Annotated in this window: 12 protein-coding genes; 8 read left to right on the forward strand and 4 right to left on the reverse strand. The window is 70.7% G+C overall.

Going from position 1 to position 12447, the window contains the following annotated elements; genetic code table 11:
• The first annotated feature begins 151 nt into the window (after nt 1–151).
• From ACFXJ8_RS17240 to ACFXJ8_RS17270, 7 genes are all read left to right on the forward strand, one after another.
• Nucleotides 152–3400 carry a nitrate- and nitrite sensing domain-containing protein gene (locus ACFXJ8_RS17240; RefSeq protein ID WP_379644878.1) on the forward strand — a complete coding sequence of 1083 codons (3249 nt, stop codon included), beginning with the start codon at nt 152–154 and terminating at the stop codon, nt 3398–3400.
• A complete protein-coding gene (locus ACFXJ8_RS17245) occupies nt 3397–3819 on the forward strand; it encodes a roadblock/LC7 domain-containing protein (protein ID WP_192780417.1) in 423 nt (140 codons plus the stop codon). The genes ACFXJ8_RS17240 and ACFXJ8_RS17245 overlap by 4 nt, the downstream gene beginning before the upstream one ends.
• 107 nt (nt 3820–3926) lie before the next feature.
• The gene (locus ACFXJ8_RS17250) at nt 3927–4253 is read left to right on the forward strand and encodes a DUF742 domain-containing protein (protein ID WP_358140927.1); all 327 of its coding nucleotides are present in this window, start codon (nt 3927–3929) and stop codon (nt 4251–4253) included.
• 4 nt (nt 4254–4257) lie between these two features.
• Entirely contained in the window at nt 4258–4809 is a 552-nt protein-coding gene (locus ACFXJ8_RS17255; protein ID WP_379644967.1) for an ATP/GTP-binding protein, read from the forward strand.
• 85 nt (nt 4810–4894) lie between these two features.
• Nucleotides 4895–6241, forward strand: coding sequence for an aldehyde dehydrogenase family protein (locus ACFXJ8_RS17260; RefSeq protein WP_379644879.1), 1347 nt, complete (start codon nt 4895–4897; stop codon nt 6239–6241).
• Entirely contained in the window at nt 6242–6685 is a 444-nt protein-coding gene (locus ACFXJ8_RS17265) for a DUF3598 family protein (RefSeq protein WP_379644880.1), read from the forward strand.
• Nucleotides 6682–7695, forward strand: coding sequence for a nitrilase-related carbon-nitrogen hydrolase (locus tag ACFXJ8_RS17270; protein ID WP_379644881.1), 1014 nt, complete (start codon nt 6682–6684; stop codon nt 7693–7695). Before ACFXJ8_RS17265 ends, ACFXJ8_RS17270 begins: the two co-directional genes overlap by 4 nt.
• On the opposite strand, the gene ACFXJ8_RS17275 is transcribed toward ACFXJ8_RS17270, so the two are convergent.
• The 4 genes from ACFXJ8_RS17275 to ACFXJ8_RS17290 are packed head-to-tail and all read right to left on the reverse strand — an operon-like array spanning nt 7664 to nt 10968.
• Nucleotides 7664–8431: an ABC transporter permease gene (locus ACFXJ8_RS17275; RefSeq protein WP_379644882.1), complete on the reverse strand. Its 768-nt coding sequence runs from the start codon at nt 8429–8431 to the stop codon at nt 7664–7666. The genes ACFXJ8_RS17270 and ACFXJ8_RS17275 overlap by 32 nt on opposite strands.
• Before the next feature lie 46 nt (nt 8432–8477).
• Complete coding sequence (locus ACFXJ8_RS17280; protein ID WP_379644883.1) at nt 8478–9248, reverse strand: ABC transporter permease; 771 nt, start codon at nt 9246–9248, stop codon at nt 8478–8480.
• Complete coding sequence (locus ACFXJ8_RS17285; RefSeq protein ID WP_379644884.1) at nt 9245–10198, reverse strand: ABC transporter substrate-binding protein; 954 nt, start codon at nt 10196–10198, stop codon at nt 9245–9247. Before ACFXJ8_RS17285 ends, ACFXJ8_RS17280 begins: the two co-directional genes overlap by 4 nt.
• The gene (locus ACFXJ8_RS17290) at nt 10195–10968 is read right to left on the reverse strand and encodes an ABC transporter ATP-binding protein (RefSeq protein WP_379644885.1); all 774 of its coding nucleotides are present in this window, start codon (nt 10966–10968) and stop codon (nt 10195–10197) included. Before ACFXJ8_RS17290 ends, ACFXJ8_RS17285 begins: the two co-directional genes overlap by 4 nt.
• Before the next feature lie 187 nt (nt 10969–11155).
• On the opposite strand from ACFXJ8_RS17290, the gene ACFXJ8_RS17295 reads away from it, so the two are divergent.
• The gene (locus ACFXJ8_RS17295; protein WP_379644886.1) at nt 11156–12424 is read left to right on the forward strand and encodes a flavin-dependent oxidoreductase; all 1269 of its coding nucleotides are present in this window, start codon (nt 11156–11158) and stop codon (nt 12422–12424) included.
• Nucleotides 12425–12447: the final 23 nt, after the last annotated feature.

Below are 12447 nucleotides of genomic sequence, written 5' to 3' on the forward strand. Positions count from 1 at the left end.
TGCGCCACATGCGTGTCAGAGATTTTCGAGCACGTATGGCGAGAGGTAGCGACACTCAGTGAGGACGGAAAACCCCCGGCACGCCGCCCCGGGGGAGGACACAGGAAAGAAGCCCGGGTCGGGCAGTCGTTTCCAGCTGGGCAACTGGCGGGTGCGATCGCGCCTCATCCTGCTCATCCTGATCCCCACGGTCGTGGGCGTCCTCCTGTCGGGCATCCAGCTTGCCAACTCCATCGGCACCGCCGCCGAGTACCGCCGCCTGACCCAGGTGGCCGAGCTCGTGCAGCGGCTCGGCGCGCTCTCCCACGAGCTGGGCAAGGAACGCACGCTCACCGCCTGGTACATCGCCGACAACCGCAGGGCCGGACGCCTTTCCCAGCTGCGTAACCAGCGGGACGTGGTCGACGCCGGCAAGAAGAAGGTAATCGACAGCGCCAAGGCGATCGACGAGGCCCACCCGGCCCGCGTCCGCCACCAGGTCGAGGAGGCGGCCCGCTGGCTCAACGGCCTCGACGGCCTGCGCGAGTCGATCCTCGGCGACAGCGTCCCGGCCCGAGCGGCGATCAGGACCTTCAGCTCCATGATCGATGTCATGGAGGGCCTGCAGGGCGAGCTGGTCGCCGCGGGCAACAACGAGGGCCTGCTCGGTGACGCCACCGCGCTCGGCGCGCTGGAGCGCGCCAAGGAGGAGGTCTCCCGCCAGCAGGTCATCCTCGTTGTCGCGCAGATCGAGCGCCGCCTCGACTACGACGACCTGTCCGACTTCCTCGGCTCGTGGAACGCCCAGCAGGCCGAGCTGGCCGTCTTCGAGACCGAGGCCTCGGCCGACGACCTGGCCTTCTACCGAAAGACGGTCAGAGGCCAGGAGATCGACCGCGGCGACGCCATGCGCCAGCGCGCGCTGGCGCAGATGCGTGAGTACAAGGAGATCCGCGACCTCGACACCACCTCGCGGCGCGACCTCAAGCTCTGGTACGACAGCACCGAGCAGACGGTCGACGCGATGCGCAAGGTCGAGGAGCAGCTGTCCACCGCGATCGTGAGCAAGACCAGAGAGCTCAGCGACGCCGAGCAGAACAACGCCATCATCTCCGGCGCGGTCATCCTCGTGCTGCTGCTGCTCGTGCTGGTCATCACCACCAGGGTGGCGGGCTCGCTCGTGCGGCCCCTGCGCAAGCTGCGCGCCGAGGCGCTGGAGGTGGCCGGCAGCACGCTGCCCGACACCGTCCGCATCCTGCGCGAGTCCGGCGACGGCGCGGCCATCCCCGAGGTTCCCTCCATCGGGGTGCTCACCCGCGACGAGATCGGTGAAGTGGCGCGCGCCTTCGACGAGGTCCACCGCGAGGCCGTACGGCTGGCCGGTGACGAGGCCAAGCTGCGCGCCAACGTCAACGCCATGTTCGTCAACCTCTCGCGGCGCAGCCAGACCCTCGTCGAACGTCAGCTCCAGCTCATCGAGGGCCTGGAGAACGGCGAGGAGAACGAGCAGCGCCTGTCGGACCTGTTCAGGCTCGACCACCTGGCCACCCGCATGCGCCGCAACAGCGAGAACCTCCTGGTCCTCGCCGGCCAGGAGGCCGCCCGCAAGTGGACCCAGCCGGTCGAGCTCGTCGACATCGCCCGCGCGTCGCTGTCGGAGGTCGAGGGCTACGAACGGGTCAACATCCAGGTGCCGACCGGCACCCTGGTGGCCGGGCCCGCCGTCACCGACGTCGTCCACCTGCTCGCCGAGCTGATCGAGAACTCCATCTCCTTCTCCCCGCGCGAGACCAAGGTCACCGTCTCCAGCAACCGCGCCGAGGGCGGCGTGATGATCGCGGTCGTCGACCTCGGCATCGGCATGACCGCCGACGAGGTCGCCCAGGCCAACTGGCGCCTGGCCAACCCGCCCGTCGTCGACGTGGCGGTCTCACGCCGCATGGGCCTGTTCGTGGTCGGCCGCCTGGCCCTGCGCCACGGCATCAAGGTCCAGCTGCGCTCGCAGCACGGCGGCGGCGTCACCGCGCTGGTCGTGCTGCCCGACACGCTGCTGGTGCCGGCGACGGCCCCGGCCCAGACCGGCTTCCCGTATCAGCAGAGCCAGGGCTCCTTGAGCCCGTTCGACTCGCCTGTCATGGCCGCCCCCGTGGCGCAGTTCGGCATGGACAGCCCCGACGTGCGCGGCTTCGACGAGCCGATGCACACGCCGTGGCCCGGAACGCTGCCGCCCCCCGGCGGCAACACGGCGTGGCCGTCGATGGGCGAGGAGTACGCCTTCGGCACCGCTGACACGGGGACGCCGGGCAACGGCGGGTCCGACAGCGCCTTCCCCGGCAGCACGCGCGACACGGGCTTCCCCGACCCCGGCTTCCCCGAGCCGGGCTTCCAGGAAAGCGGTTTCGCGGACAGCGGCTTCTCGGACAGCGGTTTCGCGGGCAGCGGTTATGCGAGCAAGGGCTTCTCGGACACGGGCTTGCCGGATCAGGGCTTCCCCGAGACCGGGACGCGCGACGGGGCTTTCTCAGACAGTTCCTTCTCCACTGGGGCCTTCTCCACCGGGTCCTTCTCCGACAGCGCCTTCTCCGACAGTGCGTTCTCCGACAGTGGGTTCTCCGATGGTGGGTTCGCCGACGCGGGCCGCGCGCCCGCCGCGCCCGCGTCCAGCAGGCCCGAGCCCGCCTTCGACCCGTTCTCCAGGAGCCTGCCGGAGCCCGAGCCGCGGCCGATGGACGCCTTCGGCCGTACGCCGGAGCCCGAGGCCTACTCCACCTTCGACCACGCCTCGCGCGAGCCCTCCGGAGCCTTCGGCACCCAGGGCAACGAGTCCCACAGTTCGTTCATGGGGCTGCCGGAGTCCGACATGACCGGCCCGCTGCCCGTCGTGCGCACCTCACCGATGGACGAGGACGGCGAGGAGTTCCTGCCGATCTTCTCCTCCGTGGGCTCCGACTGGTTCCGCAGGCCCGACCCCGAGGAGCTGAAGGCCGCCAAGGAGAGGGAGGAGCCTTCGGCCGACAGCGCGCGGCTCAACGGCCGTCCGTCGAGGCAGGCCGACGAGCAGCCGCCCCCGCAGGAGAGCCGCCCGCAGGAGAGCCGCCCGCAGGGGCTGCCGCAGCGCAGGCCCGGCGAGAGCATGGCGGCACCTTCGTGGTCCTCGCCCGCCGACAGCGGCTTCCAGGCCGCGCGCGCCGCCGCGCAGCCCGCCCAGGGCGGCACGACCTCCTCGGGCCTGCCGCGAAGGGTCCCCAAGGCCAACCTGGTTCCCGGTACGGCGAGCCCGCTCGAGAGCCCGGCTCCCGAACCGCCCGCGCCGATCTCGCCCGACCGGGTGCGCAGTCGCCTGTCCAGCTTCCAGCAGGGAGTGCGGCAGGGCCGTGAATTCACTCGCGACCACACCCGCGAGAACAAGGAGGACAGATGAGAGAGCTGAGTCAGGGTGCCCGCGGCGTCAACTGGCTGATCACCGACTTCGTGAACAACGTGCCCGGTGTCGCGCACACCGTGGTCGTGTCGTCCGACGGTCTGCCGCTTGCCTACTCCGAGGGCTTCCCCAAGGACAGGGCCGACCAGCTCGCCGCGGTCGCCTCCGGTGTGATCAGCCTCACCCAGGGTGCCGCCCGGGTGTTCGAGGGCGGCATGGTCACCCAGACGGTGATCGAGATGCAGCGCGGCCTGCTGATGATCATGTCGATCAGCGACGGGTCGTGCCTGGCGGTCCTCGCCGCGGCCGACTGCGACATGGGCCTGGTGGCGTACCAGATGACGCTGCTGGTGGAGCGGGCGGGACAGGTGCTCACGCCTGCCGTACGCGCCGAGCTGCAGGCGTCACGCCCCCGCTAGCGGGGGCGTGACATGGGGGACAGGAGAAGGCTGTGACAGATCAGGGTTGGGCTGGTGATAACAATCAGGGGCGACATGGGGCCCCACGCCCGCAGGGGCCGAGCTCGCTGGTCAGGCCGTATGCCGTGACCGGAGGGCGCACGGCGCCCAGGGTGAAGTTCGCGATGGAGGCGTTGGTCTCCTCCGCCACATCCGAACACCGCGATCTTTCTCTCCTCAGTCCGGAGTACCAGGCGATCATCCAGTTGTGCCGGTCGGTCAGGTCGGTCGCCGAAATCTCCGCCCTCTTACGAGTTCCGCTCGGCATCACCCGGGTGCTGATCGCGGACATGGCGTCAGAGGGCCTGATTCGCGTCCACCAGCCTCAGCTGGAAGCGGGTAAGCCGGATCTCAACCTGCTCGAAAGGGTGCTAAGTGGACTTCGCAGGCTCTAGCGGCCTGACCTCGACGAAGATCGTCGTGGCGGGCGGGTTCGGCGTCGGCAAGACGACGTTCGTGGGTGCGGTGTCGGAGATCCTCCCGCTGACCACGGAGGCCGTGATGACCGACGCGTCGGCGCACATCGACGACGTGTCGCTCACGCCGAACAAGACGACCACGACCGTGGCCATGGACTTCGGCAGGGTGTCGCTGGACAGGGACCTGATCCTTTACCTGTTCGGCACGCCCGGCCAGCACCGGTTCTGGTTCATGTGGGACGACCTGGTGCGCGGCGCCATCGGCGCGGTCGTCCTGGTCGACACTCGCAGGCTCGCCGACTCCTTCCCCGCGATCGACTACTTCGAGGAGGCCAAGCTGCCCTTCGTGGTCGGGATCAACGGCTGGGACGGGCAGTACCTCCACGCGGAGGAGGAGATCAGGGAGGCGCTGACGCTCTCCCCGCACATCCCGCTGGTCCGTCTCGACGCCAGGTCCCGCGACTCGGTGAAGAGCACCCTGATCACCCTGGTGGAGCACGCGCTCACCAGCCACGTGAGCCCCCGCGGCTGACCTCCGCGGGGCTCCGTGGCCCCGGTCCTGGCCCGGCGGTGGAGATCCGCCGGGCTTGCGGCTATTGTCGACTGTGATCATGGTGGTGAACCCTCTCACAGGCGAGCCCGAGCGCCCGCTGTCGCCGGTGCCGCCCGAGGAACTGGCCGCGACGGCGCTCTCGCTGCGCTCGCGGTCGGCGGCCTGGCGCGGGGCCGACAGGGGCGCGGCGCTGTCCGCCTTCGGCGCGGCGATCGCCCGTGACGAGCGCCTGCTGGCCGCGCTGGTCGCCGACACCGGCCGCCACGCGGAGTCGGAGCTCGAACGGCGCGCCGTGGCCGCCGTCATCGACCGATGGGTACGGCAGGCGCCTGCGCTCCTGGCCGACCGGCCCGAGGAGCCGGCCTCCGTCCCTGGCATCGTGGTGGGCGGCGAGGCGGTGCCGTACGAGCTCGTCGGCGCGATCAGCCCGTGGAACTTCCCCCTGCTGCTCGGCCTGATCGACGCGGTTCCCGCGCTGGCCGCCGGATGCGCGGTGCTGGTCAAGCCCAGCGAGCTGACGCCCAGGTTCGTCGAACCCCTCATGCGGCTGGTGCCGCCCGAGCTGCCGCTCCACGTGGTCGAGGGCGACGCCAGGACGGGAAAGGCGCTGGTCGGGCTGGTCGACGCGCTGGTGTTCACCGGCGGCGTCGCCACCGGCCGGAAGGTCGCCGAGGCCGCCGCCCGCGCCTTCATCCCCGCCTTCCTGGAGTTGGGCGGCAAGGACCCCGCCATCGTGCTGGCCGGAGCGGACCTCGACAGGGCGGCCACCGCGATCCTGCGCGGCGGCACCGCGAACGCGGGCCAGGCCTGCCAGTCGATCGAGCGCGTCTACGTCGCCCGCGAGGTCTTCGCCGACTTCCTCGCCCTGCTGGTCGACAAGGCGAAGGCGACCCGGCTCACCTGCGAAGGCGGGCCCGTGGGCCCGCTGATCAGGACCGGCGTCATCCCCTCCCACCTGGCCGAGGCGGTCGAGCGGGGCGCGGTCGTGCACACCGGCGGGCAGCTCGAACGGCACGGCGGCGGCCACTGGATGCGGCCGACCGTGCTGACCGGCGTCGACCACTCGATGCGCGTGATGACGGAGGAGACTTTCGGGCCCGTCCTGCCGCTGATGCCCTTCGACGGCGTCGACGAGGCGGTCGCGCTGGCCAACGACTCCGTCTACGGCCTGTCGGCCGCCGTGTTCGCGGCCACCGAGGACGAGGCCAGGCAGGTCGCCTCCCGCCTGCGGGTGGGCGCGGTCAGCGTCAACGACGCCGCGCTGACCGCCTTCGTCCACGAGGGCGACAAGCACTCGTTCAACCTCTCCGGGCTCGGCGGTTCCCGCATGGGCCCGGCCGCCCTCAACCGGTTCGTCAGGCGCAGAGCCCACCTGGTGAACCGATCATCCCGATCCGTCTGGAGCGTATAGATGGGACTTCGCGCGGAGATGCCGCTGCTGGCCAGGCACGAGGGCCGGTGGGAGGGCACCTACCGCCACCTCGACAGCCTCGGCCAGGTGGTGGACCTGCACCGCTCCCTCGTGACCTGCTCGATCGTCGACGACCTCGCCTACCACCAGGTCAACGAGTACACCTGGGACGACGGCAGGAGCGAACGCCACGAGTTCCCCGGCACCTACCTGGGCGCCGGGAGATGCGCCTTCGACACCGAGCGGATCAGGGGCGAGTTCTGGGAGGTCGACGCCTCCACCATCTACCTGAACTGGGTCTTCAAGGCCGAGGACGAGGACCTGAGGCTGTTCGAGCTGATCGTCCTGAGCGAGGACGGCACGACCCGCAGCAGGGTGTGGCAGTGGATCAGGGCGGGGGAGTGCGTGCGCCGTACGCTGATCGACGAGAAGCGCGTCGGGTGAGCGCCTTCCGGGCCCTGGCCCTGCAGGTCAGGACCGAGGCGGTCAACGGCTCGGCCGAGCCGCGCGCGCTCGTCGACTCCGCGATCGGCAGGATCGCCGCCCAGACCGCGGCGGCCAAGGCGTGGATCGGGCCCGACCTGCGCCTGGTGGTGCTGCCCGAGTACGTGCTGACCGGGTTCCCCTTCGGCGAGAGCGTCGCCGAGTGGCGGACGAAGGCGGCGCTCGACCCCGACGGCCCCGAGTACCTGGCGCTCGGCGAGATCGCCCGCGGCAACGACCTGTTCCTGTGCGTCAACGCCTACGAGAGCGACCCGCACTTTCCCGAGCTGTTCTTCCAGGCCACGGTCATCCTCGACCCGGCGGGTGAGGCCGTCCTGCGCTACCGGCGGCTGCACTCGATGTTCTCCCCGAGCCCCTACGACGTGTGGGATCGCTACCTCGACGTCTACGGCATGGACGCCGTGCTGCCGGTCGCCCGCACCGAGCTCGGCAACCTGGCGGTGCTCGCCTCGGAGGAGATCCTCTACCCCGAGCTGGCCAGGGCACTGGCGCTGCGCGGAGCCGAGGTGTTCTGCAACCCCACCTCCGAGGCCTCCGCGCCCGGGCTCACCCCGAAGGCGATCGCCCGGCGGGCCAGGGCCATCGAGAACCTCGCCTACGTCGTCTGCGCCAACAGCGGCGGACTGGAGGGGCTGCCCATCCCCGGCGACTCCACCAGCGGCGGCTCCGAACTCATCGACTTCGAGGGCCGCCCGCTCGCCCAGGCGGGACAGGGCGAGTCGCTGGTGGCAGCCGCCGAACTCGACCTGGCCGCGCTGCGCCGTTACCGCCGCCGCCCCGGCATGGGCAACCTGCTGGCCAGGGTGAAGCCCGCCCTCTGGGCCGAGGAGTACGGCAGGCACGACGTCGAGCGCCCCGGCGACCTGGCCGCGGGGCCGCCGACCAGGCGGTGGTTCGTCGAGCGGCAGCAGGCGGCGATCAAGAGGCTGTACGGCCCCGATGCCACCTGAGCGCCCTGCGCTCCACCGCCAGGAACGCCCCGTTCAGCACGACGCCGAGGATGCCCAGCAGCACGATGCCCGCCCACATCGCGGGGATGTCGAAGCTGCCCTCCGCCTCGCGCATGCGGTGCCCGATGCCCTCGCTGCTGGCATACAGCTCGGAGATCACCATCATGATCAGCGCGAGGGCGACGCTCAGCCGGAGGCCAGCGAAGATCTTCGGCCCGGCCGCGGCCAGCACGATCGGCCAGCGTCGCAGGTGGAAGACCTGGGCCGTGTCGAGGTACTGCCGGTCGACGTAGCGCGCGCCGTCCATGGCGTTGATGAGGACCGGCCACAGCACGCCGTACACGATCGCGGCGAGCTGGATCGGCGTGCCGACCCTGAAGAAGATCAGGAACACCGGCAGCAGCGCGGCGGGCGGCACCGACCTGCCGAAGTGGACGAGCGGCTCCACCAGCGCCGACAGCCACCTGGAGCGGCCCAGCGCGAGGCCGAGCGCGACCCCGGCCGCGGCGGCCACCGCCCATCCGGCGGCCAGCCTGCCCAGGCTCGGCAGCAGGTCGCCCGCCGCCTCCTCGGTCAGGAACAGGCGGGTGGGCGGGCCCGCGAACCACATTTCGTGCATCCTGGCCAGGATCGTCGACGGGGGCGGGAAGTAGACCGCGCCGACCGCGCGGGTGGCCACCTCCCAGGCGAGCGCCGCGACGGGCAGCAGCCAGTACCAGGCCAGTCGCCTGATCATGCGGCCTCACCCGCCCTCGCCCGCCGCGGACCGAACAGTCGTCTGATCACGTGGCCTCACCCGCTCTCGCCCGGTGCCAGCCGAACAGGCGCCGCTCGGCCGCGGTGAACAGCGCGTTGGCGCCCAGGCCCAGGGCGCCGGCCCAGATGGTGGCGGCCAGCATCCTGTCGACCCTGTTGGCGCTGCCCGCCTGCACCAGGAAGGTGCCGATGCCGCCCGCACCGCCCGCGATCAGCTCCACGCTGACGGCGACGATCAGCGTGACGGACACGGCGATGCGCACGCCCGTCGCGATGAACGGCGCGGTGCTCGGCAGGGAGACGCGCCACAGGATCGACAGGGGACCGAAGCCGAAGCCCCGCATGGTGTCCTTGGCGACGGGGTCGACGTCGGCCAGGCCGTACATCGTGTTGATCAGCAGGGGCCACGAGCAGGTGTAGACGACCAGTGCGGTCTTGGCGTCCTGGCTGTCGGTCCAGACGAACATCGCCAGCGGGATCAGCGACAGCGAGGGGATCGGACGCAGGAACTCCACCAGCGGGCGCACCGACCGCTCGACCGCGGGGACCGTGCCCAGCAGCAGCCCGGCGGGCACCGCCGTCACCACCGCGATCAGCAGCCCCGACGCGCATGCGGCCAGCGTCACGCCGACGTCGGACAGGAACGCGCCGTCGACCGCCAGGCCCGCCGCCGTCACGAGCACGGCGGACACCGGCGGCAGCACCCCGATAAGCCCCGCGCGCCCCGCGGCCTCCAGCAGGAGCAGGAAGCCGAGGACGCCCGCGACGCCCAGCGCCTGACGACGAGCGGGGGTCATCCGATCCTGGCGGGGATCAGTGTCGTGACGTCGGGCTTGGTCTTCAGGTAGCCGTAGCCGTGCAGCAGGTCGGCCAGCTTCTGGAACTCGGCCTTGTCCACCTCGGCGGAGAACTGGCCGAGTTTCATCGCCGCCGCCGTCTCGGCGGGGATCTGCGTGTAGGTGGGGATGACGGCGTTGATCGCCTCGCGGTCGGTGCTGACGATCTGCTGCGCCTTGGCCAGCGCGCGGTGGAAGGCCGCGGCCGTCTTCGGGTTCTTGGTCAGCCACTCCTCCGACACGCCCCACGCGTCGAGCGGCAGGCCCGCCGTCGGCCCCGAGGTGGTGTCGATGATCTCGACCGCTCCGCCCTTCTTGGCGGCGCTCAGGAACGGCTCGACCAGCCACGCAGCGTCGATCTTCTTGGTCGACAGCGCCGTGAGCTGGTCGGCGAACGGCACCGCGACGAACTTCACGTCTTCGGGCTTGAGCCCCGCCTGCTGCAGGTGCGCGTTGGTGACGGTCTGACCGAGCGCCTGGAGCACGTTGACGCCGACCGTCTTGCCCTTGAGGTCGGCCGCGCTCTTGACGGGGGAGTCCTTGGGGACCACGACGCTGGCGATGCCCGGCGCCGCCGTCTGCACGTGCTGGAACAGCCGCAGCTTGGCCGCGCCCGAGTCGTTGATGGCCAGCAGCGAGACGTAGCTGGTCAGGAAGGCGTCCATGCTGCCGTTGAGGATCTTCGGCATGACCGCCTGAGGAGCCTGGATGATCTCGGTCTTGACCGTCAGCCCCTCGGCCTTGAAGAAGCCGTTCTTCTCGGCGATGAACAGCGGCGCCGAGGAGGGCACGGGGACCACGCCGACGGTCAGCGTCGTCTTCTCCTGGGCCGCGTCGCCGCCGGTGCCGCCGCCCCCGCCGCAGGCGGCCAGGGCCGTCACCAGGACGATCGCCAGTGCTGCTCGCTTCACGCGTGGGTCCTCTCGACGCCGCGCACGAGGCGTCCGACCTCGGCGCGAAGGTGGACGAAGTCGGGGTGCTCGCGGGTGGAGATCTGGTCGCGCGGGGAGGGCAGCTCCACCTTCAGGTCGCCGACGATGTGGGCGGGCGCCTTGGACAGCACCACGACCCTGTCGCCGACGTAGACGCTCTCGTCGATGTCGTGGGTGATGAGCACGATGGTCATCTGGTGGTGCCCGCGCACCTGCAGGACGAGGTCCTCCAGGTCCTCTCTGGTCTGCGCGTCGACCGAGCCGAACGGCTCGTCCATCAGCATCAGCTTGGGGCGGTAGGCCAGGGCCCTGGCGATCGCCACCCGCTGCTGCATGCCGCCGGAAAGCTGGAAGGGGTATTTCTTGCCCGCGTTCTCCAGTCCGACGCTTTCCAGCGCCTCCATGGCGGCGGCCCTGCGCTGCTGTTTGTTCATGTCTTTACGGCGCAGCGGCAGCGCCACATTCTCGGCGACGGACATCCAGGGGAAAAGGGAGCGGCTGTAGTCCTGGAAGACGACGGCCAGGTTGTCGGGCGTCTGCTTGACCAGTTCGCCCGCGATGCGCACCTCGCCGCCCGTCGGCTGGATGAGCCCGGCGATGGAGCGCAGGAGGGTGGACTTGCCCGCGCCCGAGGGGCCTACGATGCAGAGCAGTTCGCCCTCGGCGACGCTCAGATCCAGCCCCTCGATGGCATGGTGGGCGCTGGGGCCGCTGCCGTAGACGTGGGAGAGGTTCGATATCTCAAGCACGCTGGATCCTAGGGGCCGCTGGGGGTCGGAAAGATGATCCAGACTCTATCGGAGAGCCTTTATAAAGGGGCTAGGTAATGTCTGATTTGTCAATTATGCGGTGATTTGTTCCGGCCGTTTTCGTGAGGTTGGCTTATCCGTCGGCCATGTGTTGAAATGCTGGGCGTTGTCGATCGCGGGGGGACAGATGCGCGCTCTCATCGTTGGTGCGGGAATCGGCGGGCTCACCACGGCGCTCAGCCTCCACGCCGCCGGGATCGACTGCGTGGTCGTCGACTCCGTCACGCAGTTGCGCCCGCTCGGCGTCGGCATCAACCTGCAGCCGCACGCCGTCAGGGAGCTGACCGAGCTCGGGCTCGGCGACAAGCTGGCCGAGACCGGGGTGCGCACCAGCTACATGACCTTCACCGACAGGTTCGGCGGAGTCGTGGTCGCGCTGCCCAGGGGGCTGTCGGCGGGCTACCGGTGGCCCCAGTTCTCCATCCACCGGGGCGAGCTGCAGCTGCTCCTGCTCGACGCGGTGGTCGAGCGCCTGGGCCCCGACGCGGTCAGGACGGCGACGGCCTTCGAGGACGTCGAGCAGGACGACGATCACGTCGAGGGCGTGCTGCGCGACGTGCGGAGCGGCCAGATCACGCGCGAGCGGGCGGACGTGCTCGTCGGCGCCGACGGGATCCACTCGGCCGTGCGCGCCAAGCTCAACCCGGTCGGCGACCCGCTCCACTGGACCGGCGTCAGGATGTGGCGCGGCGTGTGCGAGGCAGAGCCGATCCTCGACGGGTCCACCGTGCTCGTCGCGGGCTCCAGCCTGCAGGCGAAGATGGTCGCCTACCCCATCTCCGCCCGCGCCTCGGCCGCGGGACGCCCGCTGATCAACTGGGTGGCCGAGGCGCCCGTGGCCGACAGGAGCGCCGCGGGGGAGGCCGACTGGACCAGGAAGGGCCGTCTGGAGGACGTGCTCGCGCACTTCGCCGACTGGAAGTACCCGCACTGCGACGTGCGGGCGCTCATCGAGGGCTCGGCGCGGATCCTGGAATACCCGATGGTCGACAGGCAGCCGCTCGCCCGATGGCAGTCGGGCAGGGTGACGCTGCTCGGCGACGCGGCCCACCCCATGTACCCGGTGGGCTCCAACGGCGGTTCGCAGGCCGTCCTCGACGCCCGAGTGCTGGCCAGGTGCCTGGCGACCGCGCCCGACGTGGTGACGGGCCTGGCGGCCTACGAGGGGGAGCGCAGGGAGGAGACGGCCGCGCTGACGCTGGCGCACCGGTCGCTGCCCATGGACGAGGCGATGAAGATGATCTCCGAGCGGGCGCCGGAGGGTTTCGACGACATCGCCGACGTGCTGACGACCGAGGAGCTCGCGGCCGTGGCCGGCAACCAGCACCGGCTGACCGACCAGGACGTCGAGGCGCTCAACACCAGGCCCTCATGGAGCGTGGCCCCCAGGGCGTGAAGCCCTGAGAGCCACGTGGGTCC

The sequence above is a fragment of the Nonomuraea sp. NPDC059194 genome (assembly GCF_042754765.1).
GTDB lineage: Bacteria > Actinomycetota > Actinomycetes > Streptosporangiales > Streptosporangiaceae > Nonomuraea.